Origin of the sequence: Streptomyces sp. NPDC091279, assembly GCF_044757465.1 — a bacterium.
Lineage (GTDB): Bacteria > Actinomycetota > Actinomycetes > Streptomycetales > Streptomycetaceae > Streptomyces.
Map to the genome: position 1 here is coordinate 551,027 of NZ_JBIVVA010000001.1, position 26,791 is coordinate 577,817.

The 26,791-nt window shown below is 72.5% G+C and carries 18 protein-coding genes; 12 read left to right on the forward strand and 6 right to left on the reverse strand.

What is annotated here, in order from left to right; genetic code table 11:
• Positions 1–141: 141 nt before the first annotated feature.
• The gene (locus tag ACIQOU_RS02335; RefSeq protein ID WP_401533142.1) at positions 142–960 is read left to right on the forward strand and encodes a putative protein N(5)-glutamine methyltransferase; all 819 of its coding nucleotides are present in this window, start codon (positions 142–144) and stop codon (positions 958–960) included.
• On the opposite strand, the gene ACIQOU_RS02340 is transcribed toward ACIQOU_RS02335, so the two are convergent.
• Complete coding sequence (locus ACIQOU_RS02340) at positions 932–3,142, reverse strand: SpoIIE family protein phosphatase (protein ID WP_401533143.1); 2,211 nt, start codon at positions 3,140–3,142, stop codon at positions 932–934. The genes ACIQOU_RS02335 and ACIQOU_RS02340 overlap by 29 nt on opposite strands.
• 275 nt (positions 3,143–3,417) lie before the next feature.
• Between ACIQOU_RS02340 and ACIQOU_RS02345 the strand changes: the two genes are divergently transcribed.
• The 4 genes from ACIQOU_RS02345 (at position 3,418) to ACIQOU_RS02360 (ending at position 7,744) form a co-directional block, all read left to right on the forward strand.
• On the forward strand, positions 3,418–4,293 hold the full coding sequence (locus ACIQOU_RS02345; RefSeq protein ID WP_401533145.1) for a hypothetical protein: 876 nt from the start codon (positions 3,418–3,420) through the stop codon (positions 4,291–4,293).
• A 195-nt stretch (positions 4,294–4,488) separates the two neighbouring features.
• Positions 4,489–4,857 carry a hypothetical protein gene (locus tag ACIQOU_RS02350; RefSeq protein WP_401533146.1) on the forward strand — a complete coding sequence of 123 codons (369 nt, stop codon included), beginning with the start codon at positions 4,489–4,491 and terminating at the stop codon, positions 4,855–4,857.
• A gap of 188 nt (positions 4,858–5,045) precedes the next feature.
• On the forward strand, positions 5,046–7,061 hold the full coding sequence (locus tag ACIQOU_RS02355; protein WP_401533147.1) for an FAD-dependent oxidoreductase: 2,016 nt from the start codon (positions 5,046–5,048) through the stop codon (positions 7,059–7,061).
• Between the two features lie 59 nt (positions 7,062–7,120).
• Positions 7,121–7,744, forward strand: a complete 624-nt coding sequence (locus tag ACIQOU_RS02360; RefSeq protein WP_401533149.1) for a PadR family transcriptional regulator — start codon at positions 7,121–7,123, stop codon at positions 7,742–7,744.
• Positions 7,745–7,910: 166 nt separating this feature from the next.
• Here ACIQOU_RS02360 and ACIQOU_RS02365 read toward each other — a convergent pair whose 3' ends face one another.
• A complete protein-coding gene (locus ACIQOU_RS02365; RefSeq protein WP_401533150.1) occupies positions 7,911–8,477 on the reverse strand; it encodes a hypothetical protein in 567 nt (188 codons plus the stop codon).
• A gap of 174 nt (positions 8,478–8,651) precedes the next feature.
• Entirely contained in the window at positions 8,652–9,629 is a 978-nt protein-coding gene (locus ACIQOU_RS02370; RefSeq protein WP_401533151.1) for a fibronectin type III domain-containing protein, read from the reverse strand.
• 495 nt (positions 9,630–10,124) lie between these two features.
• Here ACIQOU_RS02370 and ACIQOU_RS02375 point away from each other — a divergent pair, with 495 nt between their 5' ends.
• Entirely contained in the window at positions 10,125–10,820 is a 696-nt protein-coding gene (locus ACIQOU_RS02375) for a glycoside hydrolase family 75 protein (RefSeq protein ID WP_401533153.1), read from the forward strand.
• Positions 10,821–10,940: 120 nt separating this feature from the next.
• On the opposite strand, the gene ACIQOU_RS02380 is transcribed toward ACIQOU_RS02375, so the two are convergent.
• A complete protein-coding gene (locus tag ACIQOU_RS02380; RefSeq protein ID WP_401533155.1) occupies positions 10,941–11,702 on the reverse strand; it encodes an SDR family NAD(P)-dependent oxidoreductase in 762 nt (253 codons plus the stop codon).
• 162 nt (positions 11,703–11,864) lie between these two features.
• Between ACIQOU_RS02380 and ACIQOU_RS02385 the strand changes: the two genes are divergently transcribed.
• A complete protein-coding gene (locus ACIQOU_RS02385) occupies positions 11,865–12,503 on the forward strand; it encodes a TetR/AcrR family transcriptional regulator (RefSeq protein WP_401533157.1) in 639 nt (212 codons plus the stop codon).
• Positions 12,504–12,751: 248 nt separating this feature from the next.
• On the forward strand, positions 12,752–15,355 hold the full coding sequence (gene rph / locus ACIQOU_RS02390) for a rifamycin-inactivating phosphotransferase (RefSeq protein ID WP_401533158.1): 2,604 nt from the start codon (positions 12,752–12,754) through the stop codon (positions 15,353–15,355).
• Between the two features lie 122 nt (positions 15,356–15,477).
• Here rph and ACIQOU_RS02395 read toward each other — a convergent pair whose 3' ends face one another.
• The gene (locus ACIQOU_RS02395; RefSeq protein WP_401533159.1) at positions 15,478–18,846 is read right to left on the reverse strand and encodes an ALF repeat-containing protein; all 3,369 of its coding nucleotides are present in this window, start codon (positions 18,844–18,846) and stop codon (positions 15,478–15,480) included.
• Between the two features lie 389 nt (positions 18,847–19,235).
• On the opposite strand from ACIQOU_RS02395, the gene ACIQOU_RS02400 reads away from it, so the two are divergent.
• The 4 genes from ACIQOU_RS02400 to ACIQOU_RS02415 all read left to right on the forward strand — a co-directional run bounded on the left by ACIQOU_RS02400 (position 19,236) and on the right by ACIQOU_RS02415 (position 25,209).
• Positions 19,236–19,778, forward strand: coding sequence for a hypothetical protein (locus ACIQOU_RS02400; RefSeq protein WP_401533160.1), 543 nt, complete (start codon positions 19,236–19,238; stop codon positions 19,776–19,778).
• Positions 19,779–19,833: 55 nt separating this feature from the next.
• Entirely contained in the window at positions 19,834–22,050 is a 2,217-nt protein-coding gene (locus ACIQOU_RS02405) for a trypsin-like serine protease (RefSeq protein ID WP_401533162.1), read from the forward strand.
• 116 nt (positions 22,051–22,166) lie between these two features.
• Positions 22,167–24,134 carry a DNA/RNA non-specific endonuclease gene (locus ACIQOU_RS02410; protein WP_401533163.1) on the forward strand — a complete coding sequence of 656 codons (1,968 nt, stop codon included), beginning with the start codon at positions 22,167–22,169 and terminating at the stop codon, positions 24,132–24,134.
• A 31-nt stretch (positions 24,135–24,165) separates the two neighbouring features.
• Positions 24,166–25,209, forward strand: coding sequence for a hypothetical protein (locus ACIQOU_RS02415; RefSeq protein ID WP_401533164.1), 1,044 nt, complete (start codon positions 24,166–24,168; stop codon positions 25,207–25,209).
• Between the two features lie 126 nt (positions 25,210–25,335).
• Here the strand turns inward: ACIQOU_RS02415 and ACIQOU_RS02420 are convergent, their stop codons facing one another.
• A complete protein-coding gene (locus ACIQOU_RS02420; protein WP_401533165.1) occupies positions 25,336–26,433 on the reverse strand; it encodes a hypothetical protein in 1,098 nt (365 codons plus the stop codon).
• Positions 26,434–26,791 lie beyond the last annotated feature (358 nt).

The window sequence follows — 26,791 nt, forward strand, 5'->3', positions numbered from 1 at the left end:
CGTCCCGGCCGTCGACCACCGAGGAGGTGAGACCCATTACCGCTCAGTCAGGTCGGGTGCTCTCACCTCCGGTCCCCGTGGAACACCGCTGCCGGTGACCGGGAGAGCGCCCTTCGGCTCCCGAAAGGCTCTCGGCTCTCCATGCCTCCACTCGATCCCGCCACCCTCGCCACCCCGCTCACCGCCGACCGGGTCGTCGCCGCGCTGCGCGCCGCCGGCTGCGTCTTCGCCGAGGACGAGGCCCGTCTGATCCTCGCCGCCGCCCGCACCCCGGACCGGCTGGCCGACCTCGTGGCCCGCCGCGTCGCCGGTCACCCCCTCGAACTCGTCGTCGGCTGGGCCGAGTTCGCCGGCCTGCGGATCGCCGTCGAACCCGGCGTCTTCGTCCCCCGCCGCCGCACCGAGTTCCTCGTCGAACAGGCCCTCGCGCACGCGCCGGGCGCCTCGGTCGTCGTGGACCTGTGCTGCGGCTCCGGCGCCCTCGGAGCCGCCCTCGCCGCAGCCCTGGGCGCCGTCGAACTGCACGCCGCCGACATCGACCCGGCCGCCGTCCGCTGCGCCCGCCGCAACGTCCCGGCCACCGGGCACGTCCACACCGGCGACCTCTTCGAGGCGCTCCCCGCCCAGGTGCGCGGCCGCGTCGACATCCTCGCCGCCAACGTGCCCTACGTCCCCACCGGCGAGGTCGGTCTGCTCCCCGCCGAGGCCCGCGACCACGAACCGCTCGTCGCCCTGGACGGCGGCACCGACGGCCTCGACGTGCTGCGCCGGGTCGCCGCCGAGGCACCCCGCTGGCTCGCCCCGGGCGGCTGCCTGCTGGTGGAGACCAGCGAGCGGCAGTCCGACGCCGCCCTCGCCGCCTTCACCCGCGCCGGACTCACCGCCCACCTCGCCACCGACGACGCACGCGGCGCCACCGTCGTCCTCGGCGTCACAGCGGCGGCAGCACCCGGGCGATGAGCAGCGCCACATCGTCGGAGGTGTCCGGCGCGTGCAGCGTGCGCAGCAGCAGATCGCAGACGTCCTCCAACGGCCCGTCGGGACCGTCGAGCAGGGCCAGCAGCGCGTCCAGGCGCGCGTCGAGCGGGTCCCGGCGGGTCTCCACCAGACCATCGGTGTAGAACACGATCCGGTCACCCGGCGCCAGCTCGACCGTGATCGTGGAGAACGCCACCCCGCCCACCCCGAGCGGCACCCCGGTCGGCAGGTCGAGCAGCTCGGGCGGCCGTCCCGGACGCAGCCGCACCGGCGGCAGATGCCCGGCGTTCGCGATCCGGCACTGCCGCGCCACCGGATCGTGGACGGCGTACACACAGGTCGCGATCGACTGGTCCAGGTCGTCGGTGCCCCGGTCGAGGTACTCCAGGAGCCGCGCCGGATCGAGGTCCAGGGCGGCCAGTGTGTGCGTCGCGGTCCGCAGCCGGCCCATCGTCGCGGCCGCGCTGATGCCGCTGCCCATCACATCGCCCACCACCAGCGCCGTCTTGCCCCCGTCCAGCGGGATCACATCGAACCAGTCCCCGCCGACCTCGCTCGTGCCGCCCGCCGGCTGGTACCGGGACGACACCTCAAGACCCCCGGTCACCGGCGGATGCCGGGGCAGCAGACTGCGCTGGAGGGTGAGGGCGGTGTCCCGGGCGTTCTGGTACCAGCGGGCGTTGTCGATCTGCACGGCCGCCCGCGCCGCCAACTCCCGCGCCAGCAGCAGATCGTCCTCGTCGAACGGCACCGGATGCGACGTCCGTTTCAGCCCGAGGGCGCCCAGCACCTCGCCGCGCGCGATCAGGGGGACGCAGAGGTAGGAGTGGACGCCCGCGCGGGCCAGCAGCTCGGCGGCCTCGGGGGAGCGCGCGATGCGGGCCAGGTCGGCCGGGGTGACCTCCGCGACCAGGACCGCCTCACCGGTGCGCACACACCGGGTGACCAGGCGCTCGGGACCGTACCGGGCCACCTGCCCCGGCGGACCGGCCGCCCGCGACGCCTCCGGCGCGTGCGGCGCCCGCACGGCCAGCGCCCGGAACACCGCCGGTTCCTCGGGGCCCAGGCTGCTGCGCCGGCCCTCGACGACCGCCTCCAGCAGGTCCACCGCCGCCACGTCCGCCAGCTCCGGCACCGCGACGTCCGCCAACTCGTCGGCCGTACGGTCCAGTTCGAGGGTGGTGCCGATCCGGGCCGAGGCGTCCGCGATCAGCGCGAGCCGCCGCCTGGCCGCCTCCGCCTCGATGCCCGCCCGGTGCTGCTCGGTGATGTCCGCCACCGCCCCGGCCACCCCCAGCACCCGCCCGGTCGCGTCCTCCAGGCGGTACAGGGACACCGACCAGGCCCGCTCCTCGTCCGCGTCGGCCGGGGCGACGCCGGTGACCTGCTGGTCGATCAGCGGGCGGCCCGTCTCCAGGACCCGGCGGGCCGCCGACTCGACCAGGCCGACGTCCACCCCCGGCAGCACGTCGCCCGGCGTACGGCCCAGATGCTGTTCGGCGGGCACCCCGTTGAGCCGCTCAAGCGCCGGGTTCACGGACACGTACCGCAGCTCGGTGTCGAGGATGGCGAGCCCGACCGGGGACTGCGCGATCATCCGCGTCGACAGCGCCACGTCCCGCTCCAGCTGCCGGACCGTCCCGTGGTCGGCGCACAGGCCGAGGGCGTAGGCGTCGCCCCGGTCGTCGAGGAGGCGCATGTTGCGGAACTCCACCAGCCGGGTGCCGCCGTCCTTGTGCCGGATCGGGAAGGCACCGGCCCAGCTCTCGCCGTCGACCATGACGTCCGTGAACAGCTTCACGACCTGGTCCAGATGGCGTTCGTGGACCATCAGCCGGGCCGCGAACCGGCCGAGCGCCTCCGCCGCCGAGTACCCGAACAACTCCTCGGCCCGTGGGCTCCACAGCACGATCTGACCCCGGGCGTCCAGCACCACCGAGGCCACGCCGAGCACATCGAGCAGCCCGCCCGGCCGGAGCGCCGCCTCGTCCGCGGGGCTCTCGACGCCCTCAGCGTCCGCGGAGCGGCCGGGGTTGTCGACGTTCCCCGTGTCCGCCGTGTCCGCCGTGTCCGTGGTGTCCCCCGTGTCCGCCGTGGTCTTGGTGGTCTCGGTGGTCTTGGTCTTCTTGGTGTTCTCCGCCACCGGAAACCCGGGTGCATCCATCGCACGCACCGCCTTCGCCGTCGTCCGGCACGACGTCCCCCGTGCCGACTCCCCAGTACCGCCGCGCGCGGCCGTCCCGGTGACGGCCCCGACGCTCACCTCCACCATCTCTCACCGTGGCCGGATCTGTCCGGTGAAGCGACGACCAACGCCGCCCTCGGTGTCGACGTCCGGACAGCCGCCGTTTCGATATTGGTCTGTACATGCCCACCTGGGCCCGCCAGACTGTCCGCCGAGTACGCCTTCGCCCCACCCCCCCCCACGGAGGAGCCACCATGGCCCCGCGCGCCCGGCAACGTTGTCACGCGACCCTCACCGCCCTGCTCGCCCTCACCACGGCCGCGGTGCTGTCCGCCGCCCCGCCCGCGTCGGCCGCCGACACCTGGAACGAGGTCGGCTCCGACCGCGCCGACCCGCTCACCGAGAGCCAGGGCCTGGCCTCCGTCGAGACCCCGGCGAACAGCCCCAACCGCTACACCGGCATCGGCACCATCCCCGTCGACCTCTCCAGCCGGGGCTGGAACCACATCGGCGACCCCGACGCCTCCTCCGACGGCCACTACATCGAGCCGTACCAGCGCGACTCGGGCACCACGAAGATGTACCGGGTGCAGGGGCCCGGCGGCGGCTGGTCGGAGTACGTCCACACGCTCAGCCCCGGCGAGGCCCTCAACAACTCGTGGGTCGCGATCTCGCCCGACGGCCAGTGGATGCTGTCCGGCGAGTACGGCACCATGACCCGCTTCCTGGTCTTCCCGACCCCCGGCGTCAACGCCGCCACCTCGCCCTCGGCCAACCTTCCGCAGGTCAGCACCGTCACGCTCGATCACCCCGTCCGGGACGTCCAGGGCTGCGACTTCTCCGGCGCGACCACCCTCCTGTGCTCCTCCGACGACCCCGAGGGCAGCCTCTTCGGCATCACCAAGCCGCTGCTCCAGGTCGACCTGTCGGCCGCGCCGAACGGCACATCGAACGTTTCCGGCCATGTCACCGCCCTGCGTCAGCTGCCGTTGCGCAGCGGCTGCTCAGGCACGTTCGAGGCGGAGGGCATCGACTACGACCGGCGCACCGGCACCCTGCGGGTCATCGTCGTCTCGCCGGGCATCTGCGTGCTCACGGACAGCAAGACGTACCGCTTCACCAAGGGCTGACCGGCCGGGGAGGCGCCGACGCGACCGGCGGCGCCTCCCCGCCCGGCGCTTCTCCTGCGGTGCCCGCCGCGCGGTGCTTGTCTTGAGTGTGGGACGCGGCGCGTCGGGCACCCGGCCGGTGGGCCGCGATCTCGCGGCGACACGGCTTGGTGGGTCCGCGCACCCGCGAACCAGCGACGAAGAGGAGCGACCGCCATGGAACACGAGCAGACGCACGCGGAATCCGTCTCCGTCTCCCTCAGCGACTGCACCCGGGAGGACGCCCGGGCCGTCTTCGACGCCCTGTGCGCGTGTTTCGCGTCGGACCGGTGCGCCGAGGACATTCCCGAGCAGCTCCACAAGACCCGCCCGATGATCTGGCTCGGCACCTTCGACGTCGCCGAGTCGCACCCCGTGCTCGGCGTCGCGCATCTCGACGGGCCGGTCACGGCCGATGTGCAGGGCGGCTACTGGGCCGTGGAACGGTTCCGGAAAACCCTGGACTCCGTGTTCTCCGTCCAGGACCTGACCGGCGCCTCGGGCGACCAGGAACGGGACGTGCATCTGAGGCTGGAGAGCCTGTAGGTCCGCCGCCGGGTCCGGCCGGCCGTCCCTGCGCGGGGCGTGCTCGGCGGGCGGTGGCGTACACCTCGTTCTTGTGCAACTAGTTGCACAATGAGGCCGGGGTCCTCTACAAAGGAGTCGTCCACCAGGGGGTCCGCCATGCCGGGAGCCTCCGCACCGAGGGCACGACCCCGCACGGAGACCCGCCGATGAGCCACTACCCCCACCTGCTGAGCCCGCTCGACCTGGGCTTCACCACCCTGCCCAACCGCGTCCTCATGGGCTCCATGCACGTCGGTCTGGAGGAGGCCGAGGGCGGGTTCGAGCGGATGGCCGCCTTCTACGCGGCCCGGGCGCGCGGGGGAGTGGGCCTCATCGTCACCGGCGGCATCGCGCCCAACGACGCCGGGCGCCCCTACGAGGGCGGCGCCACCCTCACCACCGACGCCGAGGCCGACCGGCACACCGTCATCACCGACGCCGTGCACCGCGAGGGCGGCCGGATCGCCCTCCAGATCCTGCACTTCGGCCGGTACGCCTACCACCGGGACCTGGTCGCGCCGAGCCCGCTCCAGGCCCCCATCAGCCCCTACCCGCCGCGCGCACTCACCGACGCCGAGATCGAGCGGACCATCGACGACTACGTCCGCACCGCCCGCCTCGCCCGCCGGGCCGGATACGACGGCGTCGAGATCATGGGCTCCGAGGGCTACCTGATCAACGAGTTCATCGCGGCGCCGACCAACCACCGCACCGACCGCTGGGGCGGCAGCTACGAGAACCGCATGCGCTTCCCCGTCGAGATCGTGCGCCGGGTCCGCGAGGCGGTCGGCGAGGACTTCATCGTCGTCTACCGGCTCTCCATGCTGGACCTGGTGCCGGGCGGCTCGACCCTGGACGAGGTGATCACCCTCGCCCGCGCCGTGGAGAGCGCCGGGGCCACCCTCATCAACACCGGCATCGGCTGGCACGAGGCCCGCATCCCCACCATCGCGACCTCCGTGCCGCGCGGCGCGTACACCTGGGTCACCCGGCGCCTGATGGGCGAGGTGTCCGTCCCGCTCATCACCACCAACCGCATCAACACCCCCGAACTCGCCGAGGAGTTGCTCGCCGACGGCTGCGCGGACATGGTGTCCATGGCCCGCCCGATGCTCGCCGACCCCGACTTCGTCGCCAAGGCGGTGGCCGGGACGCCGGAGGCCATCAACACCTGCATCGGCTGCAACCAGGCCTGCCTGGACCACACGTTCAGCGGGAAGATCACCTCCTGCCTGGTCAACCCGCGCGCCTGCCACGAGACCGAGTTGGTCCTCTCCCCGACCCGTCTGCGGACCCGCGTCGCCGTGGTCGGCGCCGGACCGGCCGGCCTCGCCTGCGCGACCACCGCAGCCCAACGCGGCCACCACGTCACCCTGTTCGACGCCGCGAGCGAGATCGGCGGCCAGCTCAACGTCGCCCGCCGGGTTCCCGGCAAGCAGGAGTTCGACGAGACCCTGCGCTACTTCCGTCACCAACTCGCCGCGCACGGCGTGGAGATACGCCTGAACACCACCGTCCAGGCCTGCGACGTCGCCGAGTTCGACGAGGTCGTCATCGCCACCGGCGTCACCCCGCGCACCCCGGACATCCCCGGCATCGACCACCCCAGCGTCCTCGGCTACCTCGACGTGCTGCGCGACGGCGCTCCCGTCGGAGCCCGGGTCGCCGTCCTCGGCGCCGGGGGCATCGGCTTCGACGTCGCCGCGTTCCTCACCGACGGCGGCGACCAGGCGAGCGCGGACCCGGCGACCTACTTCCGGCACTGGGGCGTCGACATGGACCATCGCACCCCCGGTGGCCTCACCGCCCCCGAACGCCCCGCGTCCCCGCGCACCGTCCACCTCCTCCAGCGCAAACCCACCAAGGTCGGCGCCGGTCTCGGCAGGACCACCGGCTGGATACACCGTGCCGAGCTGAGGCACCGAGGCGTCACCATGATCCCGGGCGTCCGCTACGACCGCGTCGACGACGCCGGACTCCACCTCACCGTCGGTGAGGAGAGCACCGTCCTGCCGGTCGACACGGTCGTCCTGTGCACCGGTCAGGAACCACGCCGTGGCCTCTACGACGACCTGATCGCCGTCGGCCGCTCCGCCCATCTGATCGGCGGCGCCGACGTGGCCGCCGAACTCGACGCCAAGCGCGCCATCAAGCAGGGCACCGAGGTCGCGGCGGCCCTGTGACCCACCGTGCCCGCAAGAGGGACGGTCCCCAGGTGATCGACCGTCCCTAGGATGAGCCCATGTCACTCCCGCACGCCATCCTCACCGCCTTGCTGGAGAAGCCGTCGTCGGGTCTTGAACTGACCCGCAGGTTCGACCGGTCGATCGGATACTTCTGGTCGGCCACCCACCAGCAGATCTACCGCGAGCTGGGAAAACTGGAGTCCGCCGGACACATCCGCGCCCTGCCGACCGAGCAGCCGGCCCGGGGACAGAAGAAGAGCTATGAGGTGCTCCCCGCCGGCCGCGCCGAACTGGCCCGCTGGACCGCCGCGCCCCAGGATCCCAAGGCCTACCGCGACCCCCTCTTCCTGCGGCTGCGCGCGGCGGCCGTGGTGGGCGGCGCCGGTATCGCATCCGACCTGCGCCGCCATCTCGACCTGCACCAGGGCCAGTTGGCCGCCTACGAGGAGATCGAACGACGCGACTTCCCGCCCGGCAGGAACACCCCGCAGGACCGCCTCCAGCACCTCGTCCTGCGCGCCGGCATCGACCTGGAAACCTTCTGGACCCAATGGCTCACCCACGCCCTGACCGAGTTCGAGGACCTGACGGAAGCACCGGAAGCACCGGAAGCACCGGAACCGCCGGAACTGACGGAACTGGTTGAACGGACGGGACTGGACGACTCCGGGACGCCATGAGCCGTGCAGTGCGCCGGGGGCGTGGAGCAGAGGCGGCGTGGAGCAGGGGCGGCGCGGGGCACGGGCGGCGTGGAGCAGAGGCGGCGTGGAGCACGGGCGGCTTGGGGCAGGGGCGGGGAACAGGGGTGGTCCGGCGTCGAGAGACCTGCGTCGGAGGGCGCCCGGGTCAGAAGCGGTGCGGCTTGGTGCGGCGGCGCAGGAACCAGGCCGCGCCGATCACCCCGGTGCCGACCAGGGCGCTGCCCGCGCCCAGCGTGAGAGGCCCGTAGTCCTGCACGGTGCCGCCGAGACCGCCCAGGACACCGCGTGTGGGTGTGGTCGTCGCCGTGGCCCGGGTGGTGGCGGAGATGGACGGGGAGGTGGCGGCCGACACGATCACCGTCTGGGACCCCGCGCGGCTGCCGTTCGCACAGTCGACCAGCACCGTGTACGTGCCCGGGCTGACGCTCTGCCAGGCCGCGGACTGGAGGGCGGCGGTCCCCACCAGTGCCACCTGCCGACCCTGCCGGGCGCTCGTCTGGCTGCTGGTGAGCAGCGCGGCCGTGCCCCAACTGCCGTTGCTGCTGGTCCCGGAGCACACCGTCGTGGTCACCGACACCGTGGAACCGTTCGTGCTCACGGAGATCCCCGCGCCCGCGGCCCGGGCCGTCCCGGCGGTCAGGGCGAGCGGGAGCGCGAGCGCGAGGGCCGCCGTCAGGGCGGCCGGGCGCGGCAGAGTGTGGACAGAGCGCATGGGATCGATCCTCCGACCGCACGGTCGGCGGAACCCCTTGCGCCGCCTGGGATCGGGAATCGCCCGTGCTGTCTCAGGGGCAGCCAACGTTCCCCGGGGCCGCGCCGCACCCGGACCGCCGCCGGGCAGGTGACGGATTCCGTCGTCCGGGCCAAACGGCCTCCAGCGGCCCGCTCATGCGCCGGTCACCACCGTCCGCCGGGCCGAGTAGCCGCCCCAGGTCCCGTCGGGCAGCCTGGCCCGCAACCGGACCCGATGGGTCACCCCGGCCCGGTTCCCCACGGAGAAACTGTGGCTCGCCCGGTCGCGCGGCGGGTCACCGCCGAACACCAGCGAGGTGGCCGTCTCGTCGTCGAGCCGGATCTGATACTCCGTGATCACCCCGTCCGCGCGGGGCGGGGTCCAGGAGAGGTCCAGGTAGAAGGCCCCGTCGGCGCGGTGGGTCGCGGCCCGGAAGTCGGCGGGCGCGGTGGCGCGTCCGCTGTCGGTGCCGGGGGTGGTGAGGCGGACGGGGGTGCCGGGCGGCGAGACGTTGTCGGCGGCGTCGCGGGCCCGGACGGTGAAGGCGTAGGCGGTGCCGGGACGCAGCCCGGTGACGACGGTCGCCGTCTGGTCCCCGCCCACACTGTGGATCTTCGAGGTGCCCTGGTGGATGTCGTACGAGACGATGGCCCGGTCGTCCGTGGCCGGGGACCAGGACAGCTGGACGGCCCGGCCGCCGACCGCACGGGCCCGGGTGGTGCCCGGCCGGGAGGGCGCGGTGGTGTCGGCGGCGAAGGCGGCCGGGGTCGTCGCCCGCACCGCGCGGCTGCCCGGACCGAGCCGACCCGCGCCGTCGCGGGCCCGCACGGTGAAGGTGTACGCGGTCGCCGGGGCGAGCCGGACGACGTCCACCATGCGCGAGGTCCCGGCCACCTCCGCCACCTTCCGGCCACCCCGGTACACCTCGTACGCGCGGACGGCGGGCCGCGCCGCGACGGCGTTCCACATGACGTGCACGCTGGTGGAACTGCCCGCCTCGGCGGTCACGCCCACCGGCGCCCCGGGGAGCCGTCCGCCGTCGTCCCCGCCGCCCCCGGCGCAGGACGCGGCCAGGGCCATGACGGCACCGAGGGCGAGAGCCCGGCGCAGAAGAACGGTGCCGCGACGCATGGCGCTGCCTCCCCGGACCGCACTGCCTGACGGAGTTGGTCCGGACCAATATGGCGGCTCGGCGGGGTCGCGGCAAGGGGGCAGGTGTCGGTCAGGTCGCGGTCGGGGTCGTGCGTGAGCATGCGCCCGGGTTACGTATGCTGGAGTTTCTCGCGGCCGAACTCTCCTTGAGGGCAAGGGAGTTCATGCCGCTGGCGCGGGCGGCTGTCGTCGCTGAGCCCGTGCCGTGACGCGGGCGGCCGGGTGGCCGGAGCCGACGCGGGCTCAGCTCCCCGGCCCCTGCTCGCGCCGACCGGAGCCCCGCGTGCCGACGGGGCTGTGCGTCGAGGGCCCGGTGTGCCGAGGGCCCTTGCGCCGAGAGCCTCGTGTGCCGAGGGCCCCGTGTGTCGAGGGTGCCGTGCACCGTCCGGCCCCCTCACGGTGGCCGAGCCTCCCGGGGAGGGTCAGATTGGGCTGAGTGTCCGTCAGATGCCTCCAGGGAGAAGGTTCCTCATCATGCGTCTCCAGTCGCTGACGCTGGTCGCGGCAGGTGCCGTGCTCATCGCCCCCACCACCTCGCCCACCGCCGGACACCGCGTCGGCCAGGAACCGGTGGTGTGGCGCGAGAGCGCCGTCCGGGCCGCCGACCTGCTGGCGAGGACACGTGACTGTGTCCAGGTCTCCCGGGGCCGCTACCGCGCCGACGAGGAGACGCCCGCGAACATCCCGGTGTGCGGCACCCGGGACGCCGTCTTCTGGAAGGCGGACCTGGACATCGACTGCGACGGACGGCCCACCCCCCGCTGCAACGCCCGCACCGACCCGCTCTTCGACGAGGCCACCGCCTACCAGCAGTCCGACGGCCGCTATCTGAGCGCCGAACACCTCCCGTACATCGTGGTGCCCGGCGCCAGCAAGATCTGGAACCACCGGGAGCACGGGGTGCGCGGCGGGTCCGTCGCCGCCGTCGTCTACCGGGACCGGGTCGGATACGCGGTGGTCGGCGACACCGGCCCGCCCGGCCTCATCGGCGAGGCCTCCTACGCCACCGCCCGGAGCCTCGGCATCACCGCCGACCCGAACGGCGGCGGCGTCCCGGACGGCGTGACCTACATCGTCTTCCGCGGCTCGCAGATCAAGCCCATCGAGGACCACGCCGCGACCGTCGCCACCGGCCAACGCCTCGCGCGGATGTTCGCCAACGGCACCTGAGAGGCCCCGGCGGCATCGGGGATGCCGGTGACCTCAGTGACCTCGGTGACCTCAGTGACCCCGGTGGCGGGAGCGGCGGTGGGCCGTGCCGAGTGGCCGACGCCGCTCCCGGGGGATGGGCTAGACCGCCGCCCAGCCGTCGTCGACGGGCAGGATCGCGCCGTTGATGTTGACGGCGGCGTCCGAGGCGAGGAACACGATGGCCGCGGCCTGGTCCTCGGGCTGCGCGAGCCGGCCGACGTTGACGAAGTGCGGGGCGATCGTGGTCGGGCCGTGCGCTTCCTTGTCGGCGTCCACGACGATGCCGGTGAGCGTGCCGCCCGGCGCGATGGCGTTGGCGCGTATGCCGGACTTGCGGTACATCACCGCGAGGTTCTTGGTCAGCCCGACCACCCCGTGCTTCGAGGCCGTGTAGGCGGCGCCCGCCGCGCTGCCCCGCAGGCCGGCCTCGGAGGCGGTGCTCACGATCGCGCCCTTGCCCGCCGCCAGCATGTGCGGCAGCACCGCGCGGGTGAGCAGGAACGGCGCGGTGAGGTTGACCCGGATGACCCGCTCCCACTCGGTGTCGCTGACGTCCGCGAGCGCCGTCATTCCGTCCATGATCCCGGCGTTGTTCACCAGCACGTCGACCCCGCCGAAGCGGTCCACGGCCGTGCGCGTCACCTCGTCGACCACGGCCTGTTCGCTGAGGTCGCCGGTCACGGCCACCGCAGTGCCGCCCGCCTGCTCGATCTCCTTGACGACGGCGTCGGCCCCGTCGGCGTTGATGTCGGCGATCACGACCCGGTCGCCCTGGGCCGCGAAGGCGAGGGCGCTCGCCCGCCCGATGCCCGAGCCCGCTCCGGTGACGATCACGCTGCGTCCGTCGACTCCGCCGGCCATGTGGTGCTCCTGTTTCCGTGGGGGTGAGAACGCTCGACCAGCCGCCTGTCTGCGGCTGGTCGAGCGTCCAGGTGTCACCACCTTACGACTTAATGTCTGTGAGTGACATAAAGAGATGGTGGAGAATTCGGGGGAGAGGGATCATCTGAGGCGGAGGACCACATGACCGCAGTCGGCGGACGCACCGGACGACCGCCCCTGACCGAGGAGCGCAAGGCCGAGATCCGGTTGGAGATCGCCCGGGCGGCGGTCGACCTGTTCGTCGCCCAGGGCGTCACGGCGACCACCGGCGAGCAGATCGGGCACGCGGTCGGCATCTCCGCCCGCACCGTCTGGCGCTACTTCCCCAGCAAGGAGGCGTGCGTACGGCCGTTGTTCACGGCCGGGATCGATCTGCTCGCCGACCGGCTGCGACGGTGGCGGCCGGGGGAGTCCCTGGACGAGATCCTGCGGGCGGACCTGCCGACCGACATCCGGATCGCCTCCGGCCCCGACCGCACCACCGTCGGCGCGCTGGTCCGGCTCACCCGCACCGAACCAGGCCTGCGCGCGATCTGGCTCCAGACCCACGACGAGGCCGAACCGGCGTTCGCCCGCGCCCTCGCCGAACGCGCCGGGCTGCCCGCCGACGACCTCCGCTCCACGATCCAGGCGGCGATGTTCAACGCGGCCCTGCGTGCCGGGGTCGAGCACTACGCCTGGCACAGCGGGGACGCGGGACCCGACCGCACGGCAGCGGAGGCCGAACTGTCCCGCATCCTGCGCGTGGCCCTCACCACCGCCACCGAGGGCCTGACCTGAGCCACCCGAACCTCACGGCAGCCGGGCCAGACCTCTTGGGACATGCGTGCGGCAGCCGAAGACAGCGGCCGAAGAAAGCGGCCAACGACAAAGGCAAGGAGAGAAGTCTCCCTGCCACTCTCAACGTATAGCGCGCTGGGGGGCTTGCCGCAAGGCCCGGGGGGCGGGGCAGAATCATCGGCCGATGCCATGACCTGCAAAAACGAGGGCATGGCGAGCGTGTGGTGGTGTCGATGCAGGGGGATGCGGTGACTGAGCGGTACGTGAGGGATCTTCAAGAGGTCGACGAGGACCAGGTCGCGGTCGTCGGCGGCAAGGGCGCGCACCTGGGCGGGCTGGCGCGGATCGACGGCATCCGGGTGCCGGGCGGCTTCTGTGTGACGACGGACGCGTTCCGGCGGATCGTGGCGGGGGCGCCGTCGTTCGACGATCAGCTCGATCGGTTGGCGCGCGTGGACCCGGACGACCGGGAGGCGGTCCGGACACTGAGCGCGCGGATGCGTCGGACCATCGAGGAGACCGCCGTTCCGGACGATCTGGCGGCGGAGATCACCCGTGCCCTCGCCCGGCTCGGTGAGGAGGCCGCCTGCGCCGTCCGGTCCAGTGCGACGGCGGAGGACCTGCCGACGGCCTCCTTCGCCGGTCAGCAGGACACCTACCTGAACGTCGTGGGGCCGACGGCGGTCCTCCGGCACGTCAGCCGGTGCTGGGCCTCGCTGTTCACCGAACGGGCCGTGACCTACCGTCGGCGCAACGGCGTCGACCACCGCGCGGTCCACATGGCCGTGGTCGTGCAGCGGATGGTCTTCCCGCACGCGGCCGGTGTCCTGTTCACGGCCGACCCCGTCACGGGCAACCGGACGGTCTCCACCGTGGACGCCGGGTTCGGCCTCGGGGAGGCTCTGGTCTCCGGCCTGGTCGACCCGGACGTCTTCAAGGTCCGGCACGACGAGGTCGTCGCCAGGAGGATCGCCGCGAAGCAGCGTGCCGTCGACGCCCTGCCGACCGGCGGCACGCGGGACGTGGCCGTCGACCCACGGCTACAGGAGCAGCCCGCGCTGACGGATGAGCAGGTCGTACGGCTGGTGCGACTCGGGCGGCGGATCGAGGCGCACTTCGGCAGCCCGCAGGACATCGAATGGTGCCTGGCCGACGACGACTTCCAGATCGTTCAGAGTCGGCCGATCACGACGCTGTTCCCCGTCCCCGAGCGCGGCGACCGGGAGAACCACGTCTACGTGTCCGTCGGCCACGGGCAGATGATGACCGACCCCATGAAACCCCTGGGGCTCTCCCTGTGGCGGCTGACGGCCATGGCGCCGATGCACCAGGCGGGCGGGAGGCTCTTCGTCGACGTCACCCGGCGCCTGGCCTCGCCCGCCGGCCGCGCCGCTCTCCTGGACGTCATGGGCCGGGGCGATCCACTCATCAGGGACGCCCTGGAAACCGTCCTCGACCGCGGCGACGTCGTCCCGTCGCTCCCGGACGCGAGCCCCGCCGCGCCGCCGACCGCCGCTGCGCCCGCGTCCGCCCCGATCGAGACCGACCCGGCCCTCGTCACCGAACTGATCGAGCGCAGCCGGCTGTCCGTCGCCGCCCTGGAACGCGACATCCGCACCAAGACCGGACCGGCGCTGTTCGACTTCCTGTACGAGGCCTTCGAGGAACACAGACGCGTTCTCAGCGATCCGCTGAGCCTCCAGGCGATCATGGCGGGCATGGAGGCCACCTGGTGGCTCAACGACACCCTGGGGGAGTGGCTGGGCGAGAAGAACGCGGCCGACACGCTCACCCTCTCCGCCCCCGGCAACGTCACCTCGGAGATGGGCCTCGCACTGCTCGACGTCGCCGACGTGATCCGCCCGTGGCCGGAGGTGGTGGCGTTCCTCCAGGGCGTCGAGAACGACGATTTCCTGGACGAGCTGGCGAAACTCCCGGGCGGGACGGAGGCGCGCGACGCCCTGGAGGCGTACCTCGACCGGTACGGCATGCGCTGCGTCGGCGAGATCGACATCACCAGGCCACGGTGGCGCGAGCGCCCCGCCACGCTCGTGCCCGCGATCCTCGACAACGTCAGGAACTTCACGCCGGGCGCCGCGCAGCGCCGTTTCGAACAAGGGCGGCAGACGGCGCGGGAGAAGGAACAGGACGTGCTGTCCCGCCTGCGCGCCCTGCCGGACGGGGAGCTGAAGGCCGACGAGGCCCAGCGGATGATCGACCGGGTCAGGACCTTCATCGGCTACCGGGAGTACCCGAAGTACGACATCGTCAGCCGCTACTTCCACTACCGACAGGCCCTGTTGGACGAGGCCGGGCGCCTCGTGCGGGCCGGCGTGCTCACCGAGCCGGAGGACGCCTTCTACCTCACGTTCCAGGAACTTCACGACGTCGTGCGCTCGCACCAGGTGGACGACCAGCTCATCCGGCGGCGCAAGGAGGAGTTCCGGTCGTACCACGCGCTCACCCCGCCCCGGGTGCTCACCTCCGACGGTGAGGCCGTCACCGGGGCGTACCGGCGCGACGACGTGCCGGACGGCGCCCTGGTCGGCGTCCCGGTGTCCGCCGGGATTGTCGAGGGCCGGGCCCGCGTCGTCCTCGACCTGGCCGACGCCGACCTCGAAGCGGGCGACATCCTGGTCACGACGTTCACCGATCCCAGTTGGTCGCCGCTGTTCGTCGGCATCGCGGGCCTGGTGACGGAGGTGGGCGGTCTGATGACGCACGGCGCGGTGATCGCCCGGGAGTACGGCCTGCCTGCCGTGGTGGGCGTGGACCGGGCCACCCGGCTGATCCGCGACGGTCAGCGCATCCGCGTCCACGGAACCGAGGGCCACATCGAGATCCTGCCCTGACCCGAGAGACCCCCCGAATCGGCGAGATTCCTCACCAACGGCCGTTCCCGCACGCGGTGTTGCCCGACCTCTCGGAGCGTGCGGAACGGCCGTCCTGCTGTCCCGGGACCACGGGACGGTGGTCAGAACATCGACGACAGACCGCTGGTGATCGAGGAGACGAGCTCCTTGCCGTCCTCGGCGATCTGCTTCACCGCGGGAGCCACCCGCTTGGCGACCGGGGTGATCCACCTGGACTGGCCGTAGGTGACCAGGCTCAGCGCGGTGCCGGCCGCGGACCACATGAACTCGCTGCTGGTGAAGCCGTATTCGATGCCGGTGAACAGGGTGCTCAGCGCGCCGGCCCCCATGGAGATGACGCCGAAGATCGCCGCGGCCGGGACCCCCACCACGGCGAACGGGGGAAAGACGAGGCTGGCGAGCCCGAGGCCGGCGGAGAGGAACCCCGCGCCGATGCTGACGTAGTTGAGGGCGTCGGCCCACCAGCCGGCGTCCGAGTACCACGCGTCGTTGCCGGCGCCGCTGCCGTTCTGGTTGACGTCGTCGTTGGACTCGTTGTCGGCCGGATCGTGGCCGTTGTTCCGGTCCTCCTGCGCCTTCTCGGCGGCCTCGCGGGCGGCCTCACGGGCCTCCACCTGGCGCTTCTGGACGACGATGGCGCGTGCCTGGTTCGCCGCGGCGGCCGCCGCGGTCGCGTCCTGGCCCGCGTCGAGCGCGGACTGGCGGGCGTCAGCCGCGGACGCCTGGGCGCTGTAGGAGGAGGCCAAAGCGGAACGGGCCGAGTCGACCGCCGTGTTCGCCGCGTAGTTGGCCGAGCGGGAGGCGGTGCGTGCCGTCGTCGCGGCGGCCGAGGCCTTGTTCGCCGAGACCTGCGCGTCCGCGGCCGACTGGTCGGCGGCGTCGGCGTTCTGCCGGGCCTGGTCGGAGTACTGGTCGGCCTTCGTCCCCGCGGCGATGGCCTTGTCCGCCCAGTCCTGGGCCTCCGTGGCGGCTTCGCGGGCGGTCGCCGCCACCTGCGACGCCTGCGCCGCGGTCTGCTGCGCCGTGTAGGCGGTCTTGGCCGCGGCGGCGATCGCCCCCTGGATCGCCGCGACATGGGTGGCGGAGTCGTGGTCGAGCTGGGCCGAGGAGTACTGCACGACCTGGACGAAGTTCCGGCGCATCCACGTCGGCCCCTCCAGGGCGACGTCCCCGTAGGCCTGGGTGTACTCGCCTCCGTTCGCCACCGAGGTCGCGGTCTCGACCGCGTCGTCCTCCCGTACCGCCTCCGGGTAGGCGCGGTCGAAGAAGTCCTGCAACGCCTCCGGAGTGTTCTTGTCCAGCGCCTCGTTGGCCGCCTCGGTGACGGCCTTGCCGGGGTTCTGGTCGATGATCCGGCCGATCTGCACCCGGTTGTCGTCCTGCGAGGCCTTGATCACCCCGGAGGTGAGGAAGTCGCCCACCGCCGTGGAACTGGTGCTCTCCAGCGCGGCCTGTGCCGCCTTGGCGATGGCGGGGTTGGACACCTGGGCGATGTAGAGGACGGTCTCCCGGTCGTCCTGGCCCTGGGCGACGCCCCGGTCGAGGTCGATCCAGGAGTACACGTCGTCGTCGCTGCCGGACAGCGCGAACTGGGCGGCCTCCCGCGTCCAGGCGCCCTTGGCGTCGAGCAGCGCGGTGGCGGCCTTGCGGCCCAGGGTGCCGGCGAGCGCCAGGTCGCCGTCCGTGAACAGGGCCTTCTCGGCCCGGCTGATCAGGTCCTTGGTCGCCTGATCGGTCTGCGCCTGCTGATCCCGCTTGTCCGCGTACTCGGCCAGTTCCGCCGCCTCGATCTCGGCCAGCAGCCGGGCCTCGTCCACCCCCTGGAGCCGCTCCTGCTCCAGGCGCGCGAGTTCCGCGTCCCGTGCCGCCTTGGCGACGGCGATGGCGTCCGTGACCGCCTGGGTGGCGACGTCGGCGGCCTTGACGGCCTCTGCGGCGTGGGCGGTGGACTTGTTCGCGAAGTCGATGGCCTTGCCCGCGTTCGCCACCGCCTCGTCGACGGCCTCGGCAGCCTTCTCGGCGTGGGTGGCGGCGGAGTTGGCGGCGTCCCGCGCGGCTGCCGCGGCCGAGGCCGCCGTGTTGGAGAGAGCCTGCGCGGTGGAGGCGGCGTTGGTGGCCCGGTTGGCGGCCGTGGTGGCGATGGCGGCCTGGCGCTTGGCCTCGGCGGCCTGCGACTGGGCGACCCCGGAGGCGGCCGCGGCCTGCGCGGCGGCGGTGGCGGCGGCCGCGGAGTTGCGGGCCGCCGAGGCGGCCGAGGCGCTGGCGGTGACGGACTGCGCGCAGGCGGCCCGCGCGTAGTCGGCGGCCTTGGCCGCGGTGCGGGCCTTGGCGGCGGAGTTGCGGGCCGCGACCGCCGCGTCCTTGGCGGCCCCGGTCTTGCTCGCGTCCTTGGAGGCGGCGATGGCCGCGTTGTAGGCACGGGACGCGGCCCCTCCGGCGACCGACGCGGCCTGGGACGCGGCGGTCGCCGCCCAGGAGGCCCGGCGGGAGGCGTTCACGGCCGCGTTGGAGGCGTTGATGGCGATACGGGCGGCGTTCGCCGCGCCCGTGGCCGCGCCGGCCGCCTTGCGGGCCGCGGCGGCGGACTTCTGTACGTCGTCCTTCGCCGCCTCGGCCTCGGCGGCGGCCGTCTCCGCCGCCTTCTTCGCCGCGGCCGCGGCGGCCACGGCCCGCTCGGACGCCTCGACGGCCAGGTCGGTCTCGGCCTGGGCGCGCTTGCCCTCCCGGTCGACGACGGCGACGAGTTCCTCGATGGTCGCCGACTCCTGGTCGCGGGCACGTGCGATGTGCTGGCCGGTGTCGAGGAACCACTGGATGTCCGTCGCGGTGCCGTTCAGGGCACGGTTGGCGTACGTCCGCACCTCGGGACCGGCGTTGACCAGCATGGCGGCGACCTGGACCTGCGAGTCCTCCAGACGGGCGGTGTACTGGCCCGCCGTCAGGAAGGCCTCCAGCGCCGACCGGGTGCCCGTGTTCAGGGCGCCGGACGCCTCGCGCTGAACGGCCTTTCCGCCGGTGGCCGAGAGGATGGCGGTGGCGACCTGGAGGTCTTCCAGGAGCGCCGACTCGTATCCGCCCTGGAGGAAGGCGGCGATGGCGCTGTCGCCGTTGTCGAGAGCGGCGACGGCCTCGCGGCGCAGGCCCTTGCCGGAGCGGGCGAGGTAGCTGGCGATGGCGACGCGGTTGTCCTCCATCGTCACCGTCGCCAACGTCTGCCCGAGGAACGTGGTGACGTCGGTGTCGGTGCCGAAGAGGGCGTCGGCCGCCGCCGCCTTGGTGGCCCTGCCGCCCGTCATCCAGGCCTTGACCACCTTCGCCCGCTCGGTGTTCGGCAGGGCGAGCGGATCGGCCGTCGTCGCCGCGTCGGCCGCTCGGGCCACGGGGGCCCACGTCAGGGGTGCGGCGGCGAGCGCCGTCACGGCGGCGAGCGAGCCGAGCACGCGTCTGCGGCTCCAGAAGATCGTCTGCATGTGGATTTTCCCCCGTGGTTTCTGTGCGGCCCCCGGCGGGGCGAACGCGTTGCCTGCGCGATGACGTGACCATACAAACGCAGGTTCGCAGAGCAATCAATGTGCCGTCGGGAATTGAGAAAAAGGCCGGTACCGGGCATCGAAAGCTTTCTTTGCCCCTTCGTTATGGAAGTCGTACAACCCTCCCGGGATGTGACGAGCATCACGTGAAAGCCCCAACTGTCGTCCGTTTTCGGGGTGTTGAAGGAGTGGACAAACCCGGGGAAGCGAGGTGGCATCTAGGCGGGGGAAAGTGATGTGCAAGCACTCGTGGCTTTGTCTATTTCCTTCACGCCTGCCTTCAGGCGCGTTACTGAAATCGATTCGGAAGCAACGAGTTTAGGAAAGTGATGAAGCCTTTCACCACACGTCCGGCACAGCCGCTGCGCAAGAGATTCCTGGCCCGCACTCTGGGAGCGGCGGCGCTCGGCGCCCTCGCGTGGACCGCCCTCACGGTCGGTCTCTCCGACGACTCCCGCGCCGACACCGGCCCGGCCACGACCGTGGCCGACGAGGCGCCGGGCTACGCGGTCGAGGACTTCGCCTATCCACAGGCGGACAAGATCCTCGCGGAGAAGCACATCCTGCTGAAGCGGGGCGACGGTCACATCACGCTCGCCGACTGCGCGACCGGCACGGGCCAACTGGAGGTCCAGGCACGGGACATGAGCAAGATCTGTTTCGACGTCAAGGGCAACTCGGGACGGCTGACCCTGGAGATCCCCTCGGTCTACCTCATCCGGGGCAACGACTACGCCACCGAGGCGGATCTGACGGTCGGCACCGAGCAGACGACGTACGACATCGACAAGAACGCCTGGACCCCCGTGGGTGAGAGCACGGACGAGCAGGCCCGTGAGTGGACGCTCCTGGAGCTTCGGACCTCCAAGTAGCGCCCTGCCGAGCCCTTCCGCCCGATCCGCCACCACCTCACAGGGAACCGACCTCATGACCTATGCCAGACCCGTGCGCCTCGCCGCACTGGCCGCCGCCCTGACCCTCGGCGCCACCGCGCTCGCGGCCGCCCCCGCCACCGCCGTCACCGGCCCCGCGGTCGCCGCCGCCGACACCACCTACGCCTACACCGCGCAGATCACCCTCGGCGACCACGACCGCGGCTGCTCCGGCGTCCTGGTGGCCCCCGACTGGCTGCTGACAGCGGCCAGTTGCTTCGCCGCCGACCCGGCCACCAGCCTGAGCGTGCCCGCGGGCAAGCCGACCACGAAGACCACCGCCGTCGTCGGCCGCTCCGACCTGACCGGCACCTCCGGCGCGGCCCGCGAGATCGTCGAACTGGTCCCGCGCACCGACCGCGACGCGGTCCTGGCCCGCCTCGACCGCCCGGTCACGGGCGTCGCCCCGATCTCACCGGCCACCACCGCGCCCACCGCGGGCGAGACCCTCACCCTCGCCGGCTACGGCCGCACCGCGAGCGAATGGGCACCGCTGAACCTGCACACCGGCACCTTCACCGTGGATTCCGCCGCCGCCACCACCGCCGCCGTCACCGGCACCAGCGGCACGGCCGCCTGCATGGGCGACACCGGCGGCCCGCTGGTCCGGGTGACGAACGGCACCGCCCAACTGGCCGCCCTCGCCAGCCGGTCCTACCAGGGCGGCTGCTACGGCATCGACACCACCGTGACCAGCACCGGCGGCATCACCACCCGCGTCGACGACATCGCCTCCTGGGTGAGCACCACCACCAACGCCGCCCGCGCCACCGACTTCAACTGCGACGGCGTCCAGGACATCGCGATCTCCGACCCGGGCGCCACCGTGGGCGGCGGCGCCGGCGCGGGTCTGGTGCGCATCGTGTACGGCGGCGGCAAGGGCACCGCGGAGATCACCCAGGACCTGGACTGGGTCAACGGCAGCTCCGAGGCCGGCGACGAGTTCGGCGAGAGCCTCGCCACGGTCGACTACGACGCGGACGGCTGCACCGACCTGGTCGTCGGCACCCCGGGCGAGAGCCTGGGCACCGCCACCGACGCCGGGATGGTCGACGTCCTGCACGGCGCGACCGGCGGCCTCGGCACCGGCACCGTGAAGGACACCAACTACCAGCAGGGCGCGGGCACCGGCTCGCTCGGTGCCTCCAGTGCCGAGACCGGCGACCGCTTCGGCGCCTCCCTCGCGGCCGACGTCACCCACTCCGGCGAGCCGTTCCTGCTGATCGGCAGCCCCGGCGAGGGCCTCAGCGGGTTCGCCGCCGCGGGCATGGCCCTCTACGTCCACGGCACCAGCAACGTCTCCATCCACCAGGACAGCCTCGGCGTGCCGGACTCCATCGAGGCGAACGACAGGTTCGGCGCCGCGGTCGCGGCCGACTCCAACCACCTCGTCATCGCCGCTCCGAACGAGACCGTCGGCACCCACGCCGACGCGGGCAACCTCACCGTCCTCGACCCCAACACCCTCAACTCCGAGAGCCATCCCACCCCGCGCTTCGCTCTCGACCAGGACCTCGACACCGTCTCCGGCGGCGCCGAGACGGGCGACGGGTTCGGCACGTCGGTGGCGCTGGTGCCCTACCGCGCGTCCGGGGCGGCCGCGGCCACCGAGTCGATCCTCGCGGTCGGCTCACCGGGCGAGGCCCTGCCCATCAACGGCGCCTCCAAGGCCGAGACCGGCAACGTACTGACCTTCCAGATCACCGCGGCCGGCACCTACAGCCAGCTCAACTCCTACCAGTCCGGCACCGCCGACGACGACGTCGTCGGCTCCTCCGAGCCCGGTGACCACTTCGGCCAGACCGTGACCGCGGTCAACACCGCGCCGGGAGCCGTCAGCACCACCGCCACCCTCAAGCTCGCCGTCGGCATCCCCGACGAGGCCGTCGGCACCACCACGAGCGCGGGCGCCATCACCACCTTCTCCCTCCTCGGCGCCCCCGGCGCGAACGACCGCTGGCTGGAGGCCGGCGACGGCGACGGCATCCCCGGCACCCCGGGCGCGGGCCAGAAGCTCGGCGCCACCCTGCACTACACCGGCACCAGCCTGTACGTCGGCATGCCCAACGGCCCGTCGGCCTACGGCACCCTCCACGCCCTGCCGCTGTCCAACGTCACCGCCGGCGGCACGGTCGCCGCGGTCACGACGTACCAGCCCGGCGCGGGCGGCCTCCCGGCCGCGGGCGACACCTTCGGCTACGCGGCGCGCTAGCCGCCCCCCCCCGGCACCACCCCGGCGCTCCCCGCCGGGGTGGTGCCGCCGTCGTAACCGGTCACGTCCGCCTGAGAGAACGGCAGTCGGCCGGTCCCCCTGCCAAGAGGAGAAGCATGACGATCACGCATGCGAGACGACCTGAACGGCCCGGACGCATACGCGTCGGACCGGCCGCACTGGCCCTGCTGACCGTGGCGACGCTGGGGCTCACCTCGACCGGTGTGAGCCCCGCGCAGGCGGCGGAAGGGCAGCCACGACAGGTGGGCAGAATCGATACGGCGGATGCGCCGACGAGCACGCCCCCGACCAGGACCAGCGCTGTCCTGGCGACGTCCGGGGAACAGTGCGAGCCCACCCGGGCGGGCTCGAAGGAACGCCGGGCGGGCGCCGCCGAGGCATGTGTGCGGACGAGCCCCGCCCCGGCCCAGCGCACCGCGACACCACAGCAGAGCCTCGCCGCGGTCACCGCCGCCGACACCGGCAGCTGCGACATCACCAGCCCCGGCGGCTACTCCTACGAGCGCTTCGGGTACTGCGTGACCGGGGTGAACGTCGTCTACATCCTGCGGAACACCAACGGCACCGAACTCGGACGCGGCACGCTGGAGATCTCGACCAGCGCGACCCTGCCCGCGAGCGGCAGGACGTGGAGCGAGCGGGTCACGGTGGCGATGACCGGCGCGAGCGGCGATGTCACCGCCCTCAACGCCAAGTTCCGGGCCTCCTGCGGAACCGGCTGCACGACGACCACTTCCGCGCCCTGGTACGGCGGTGACCTGACCCTGGGCCAGTCCCTCAGCGGCACCGTCGCCTACTCCTCGGCCCCCGCCCCGGGCACCAGCGTGGACTTCACCACCTCGTACAAGCTGTACGTGACCTCTCCGGGCGCCACAGCCGTCGACCCGAACGCCTCGTGGGACAACCCCGAGAAGATCCGCTGCGACGACGCCGTCCGCGACGTCGCGTCCGATGCCACGGCGTCGCCGGGCTGCGTCATCCCCTCGGTCACGGCCGTCGTGCCGATGAGCACGCAGGGCTCGGACCAGGGCGGTGCGGTGGCGGCCTATCTGTGGGCCCAGCGCAACCTCGTCGACCACTGGGGACGTGACACGCTCCTGACCCGGGCGAAGAGCGGCGTGGCCGACCGCACGAGCAGCACCTGTGGAAGCGGGTCGTCGAAACCGTTCACGGACGCGACAGACCTCATTCCGACCGACACCTGTGCTCAGTTCCCCTTCGCGCAGACCCGGGAGGGAGGAACGGACGGAGCCCGGTGCGCCGAGGTCATCCCCCATCAGGGCAGCGGCGGGTGGATCATCTTCGAGCTGGGAGGCGGTTCGGAACTGGACCCCGCCCGGCCCTGTGTGCGGGCCCATGTCGCGCTCGCCGACAAGGAGTTCGCCGACGGCCAGCTCTCGGAGGGCTTCACGAGCCAGCGGGTCATCGACGAGGACCCGTTCAAGCTGGGGCTCACCGCGTCGATCGACGGTACGCACGCCGCCTGTCTGGGCGTTTCGCCGGAGGGGGCACGCCCGGCCGGCAACGGATGGATTCTGAACACCACCGAACCGGTCGCCCACGTCAACAAGACCACCAACCCGCCGGCTCCGGCCGGGGTCAGGGCAACCACGGCCCAGGCCTGCCTGGGGAAGACACCAGGACCGGGAAGTGACGCCGGGGGCGACATCACCGGCTGGCAGGACGCGCAGCTGTTCGCCCAGGCGAACAACCTTGACACCACCGGACTCTCCCGGTGCCACCTGATCGCCAATGTCCTGGGCGGGAGGATCTCGCAGAACCTCGTCCCCTGCTGGCAGGTGGGGATGAACACCGGCGCGGGAAGCATGTGGGACTACGAGGAAGAGATCCGGGACGAGGTGGCAGCGCAGTCGTTCGGAGAGGACGACGCGATCCTCTATCAGGTGACGCCCACCTACCTGGACGCCACCAGCACGATTCCCGTGGGCGTTACGATGAGCGCCACCGTCGAGCGGGAGGACGGAACGGCGGAGCAGCTCTTCCCCGACGTCTACATCCCCAACACCCGTGGAAACACCGGGCTGTTCAACCTCGGCAACTGATCCCACCCTGTTCGTGCCACCGGGAGCCGGAATGAGTTTCACCACCCCACCGCGGCCGTTGGACGTCACCGCGATCTTCCCTCAACTGGCCCCCCTGGCACGCCCGGCGACCCGGCTGCACCCACGCCCCGGATCGCCGTCGCCGCACGACAGCTCTGTCGGCGGGCCGCTCCTGTGGCCCGCCGACCAGCCGTGGCCGCACTGCGACGGGCCCCACGTACCGAGCCGCCGACCGGTTGTCTCACCGGACGACCTGCGCCTGCTGCGCCGCAACCGGGCGGCAGCGGCCGACCGGCGGCGCAGCGATCCTCACGCCCCCGCGGCCACGCCCGAGGAACTGGCCACCGAGAAGCAGATCAAGGCCGGTCGCCCATGGCCGGAAGGCCCGATCGCCATGCTGCCCGTGGCCCAGCTGTACGTCCGCGACATCCCCCTGTTGCGCCCGCCCGGGCAGTCCGGGGCCGATCTGCTCCAGGTCCTGTGGTGCCCCTTCAACCACCCCGCAGACCCCAGGGCCGCGCTGTTCTGGCGGTCCGCCGCCTCCGTCACCGACATACTCGACGCACCACCCGAACCGCCCGCGATCCAGTCCCGCGGCTATCTGCCGGAGCCGTGCCTGCTCGCACCGGAACAGGTCACCGAATACCCCCACTTCATGGAGTTGAGCACGGAACTCCAGCAGCAACTGCGGGACTGGAGCAGGTGGCAGGCGGCCGGACCAGGAGTGGACAACTCCTACGAGGCCGCGCCGGAGACGTTCTACCGGAACAAGCTGTCCCACGCCCCCGGTTGGAAGGTCGGCGGCTGGACCCGCTGGGGCCTCACCGACCCCGTACCCCGGATCTGCCCCGAATGCGGCACCGAGGCGGACCCGTTGCTGACCATCGCCACCACAGAATGGAACGCCGGCAGCGACAGCTGGGCCCCCGAAGAAGAGCAGACCGACCCCAGGCCGCTCCTCCCCGGCACCCCGCCGGCGAACTTCACCATGATCGACATCGCCCGGGGCTACGACCTGCAACTCCACATCTGCCCGGTGTCGCCGGACCATCCGCACATCGAGCTGATCCAGTGAGCGCCTGGCCCGCCGGGGCAGCGGGGTGCCGGCCAGACCGCCGTGTCGTCGAGGCGGTCGAAGCGGACGGTGCCCAGTGGGGTGGAACGGCGCCGACCATGCCGTTCTGATGCCTGTGACCGCCGCTCACGACCGGGTGGCAGTCCCGCACCCCGCACCGTCGGCCTCGCGCATGCGTGTCTCCATGGACGTGCTCCGGTCGTACGGGTCGACTTCGGGGCCGTCCCTCGAGCCCGAAGCCGCGCGCTCCGCGCTGAACTCGGGGGTGAGATAGCCGGTGAAGGTGTCGCAGCCGCCGTTGGTGGTGTCCACCTTGTAGGAGACGAGGGAGAACGTACCCGGCTCGATGACGACCTTGGCCGGGTCGTCCCAGCTCATGACGGTCTCGCGGCGCACGATCGTGCGCGCGACCTCGTCGCTACCGGCCGCAGCGCGGACGACCGGATACACGTAGGTGACGTCGGTGGTCATCTCGACGGCACCGCGCTCACCTTCGCGGTACGTGATCCGCCCCCGTGTCTTGACCACGTCCCCGACGAGCCGGACCTTCGCCTTCTCGAACCGGCTGAACAGCAGCAGCGGATCGTTCTCCCGGCTGGGCGCGCGGAACGCGGTCGCCAGGTAGTCCTGGACGTCCTGCTGATGAGGATTGATCAACGCGATGGCCTTCTTCGGACGGTCCCCGCGCAGCACACCAGGGTCCAGGCTGGAGGCGGCGAGGAACTCCCGCGTCTGCTCCAGCGCCCGCCCGACCTGCCCCTTGCTCATCCAGCCGGTCGCCCGTGCCGCAGGCAGGCCGATCGCAGCCGCCCCGTCACCCCACTGCGCCGCGGGCGACCCCCTGAACGGCTGCTCCACGGTGGGACGTTGGGCTGCCGCCTCCGTCGGCGGCGGTCGAGTCGGGTCGTTCGACTCCACGGCGAGGGGCGTGTCCTCGCCGCCTCCGCCTCCCAACCATCCGACCACCCGCCCCGGGGCCAGCGCCACGAGCGCCAAGGCGACCGCGGCCAGCAGACCGATCGCGTACCAGCCCTTGCCTCTGTGCCGCCGGGCCGGTTGCCGACTCCGCCACGGCTCCGGCCGTTCCGTCTGCTCCCGCAGCCGCCGAGCCACCATCCGGGACCGCGCCGACGGTTCCTCGGGCGCCCCCGTGCCGCCCGCCTCGGCTTCACGAAGGAAGCGCTCCCACTCCTCGTCCGATATGGACCCCTCGCTCGTGCCCACGACGGCCCCGCCCTTCTCCCCGACCCGGTCCCTCCCCAGGGCCGGTCATCTTCGGTGCATCATCACACAGCTCAGCAAGGCTCCCCGAAAGACGGCAGAGGGAACAGAGGGGAACGGTGCCGGTCGACCGGTCGGGGACGGCTGCGCGGCGGCGCCGGTCATGGACAGGAGGGTGTCTGTCGGGCCGGACGCGGTCCGTGGGCCCACCCTTTGGCGTCTGCGCAGATGACCTGGGCCCGGTCCGCGTCCGATACTGCGAGGAGGAGTCTGTAGCCATCCGAGCCGTAGGTCCGACGCCTTGTCGTCGACGTCAGGAGTGAGTCAGCATCAGAGCCGCCGGAACCCGCTTCCCGGCGCC

Bases quoted from the DNA above. Each gene is read 5' to 3' on its own strand.
- ACIQOU_RS02335 (WP_401533142.1), top strand. From the start codon at position 142: ATGCCTCCACTCGATCCCGCCACCCTCGCCACCCCGCTCACCGCCGAC.
- ACIQOU_RS02340 (WP_401533143.1), bottom strand. From the start codon at position 3,142: ATGGATGCACCCGGGTTTCCGGTGGCGGAGAACACCAAGAAGACCAAG.
- ACIQOU_RS02345 (WP_401533145.1), top strand. From the start codon at position 3,418: ATGGCCCCGCGCGCCCGGCAACGTTGTCACGCGACCCTCACCGCCCTG.
- ACIQOU_RS02350 (WP_401533146.1), top strand. From the start codon at position 4,489: ATGGAACACGAGCAGACGCACGCGGAATCCGTCTCCGTCTCCCTCAGC.
- ACIQOU_RS02355 (WP_401533147.1), top strand. From the start codon at position 5,046: ATGAGCCACTACCCCCACCTGCTGAGCCCGCTCGACCTGGGCTTCACC.
- ACIQOU_RS02360 (WP_401533149.1), top strand. From the start codon at position 7,121: ATGTCACTCCCGCACGCCATCCTCACCGCCTTGCTGGAGAAGCCGTCG.
- ACIQOU_RS02365 (WP_401533150.1), bottom strand. From the start codon at position 8,477: ATGCGCTCTGTCCACACTCTGCCGCGCCCGGCCGCCCTGACGGCGGCC.
- ACIQOU_RS02370 (WP_401533151.1), bottom strand. From the start codon at position 9,629: ATGCGTCGCGGCACCGTTCTTCTGCGCCGGGCTCTCGCCCTCGGTGCC.
- ACIQOU_RS02375 (WP_401533153.1), top strand. From the start codon at position 10,125: ATGCGTCTCCAGTCGCTGACGCTGGTCGCGGCAGGTGCCGTGCTCATC.
- ACIQOU_RS02380 (WP_401533155.1), bottom strand. From the start codon at position 11,702: ATGGCCGGCGGAGTCGACGGACGCAGCGTGATCGTCACCGGAGCGGGC.
- ACIQOU_RS02385 (WP_401533157.1), top strand. From the start codon at position 11,865: ATGACCGCAGTCGGCGGACGCACCGGACGACCGCCCCTGACCGAGGAG.
- ACIQOU_RS02395 (WP_401533159.1), bottom strand. From the start codon at position 18,846: ATGCAGACGATCTTCTGGAGCCGCAGACGCGTGCTCGGCTCGCTCGCC.
- ACIQOU_RS02400 (WP_401533160.1), top strand. From the start codon at position 19,236: ATGAAGCCTTTCACCACACGTCCGGCACAGCCGCTGCGCAAGAGATTC.
- ACIQOU_RS02405 (WP_401533162.1), top strand. From the start codon at position 19,834: ATGACCTATGCCAGACCCGTGCGCCTCGCCGCACTGGCCGCCGCCCTG.
- ACIQOU_RS02410 (WP_401533163.1), top strand. From the start codon at position 22,167: ATGACGATCACGCATGCGAGACGACCTGAACGGCCCGGACGCATACGC.
- ACIQOU_RS02415 (WP_401533164.1), top strand. From the start codon at position 24,166: ATGAGTTTCACCACCCCACCGCGGCCGTTGGACGTCACCGCGATCTTC.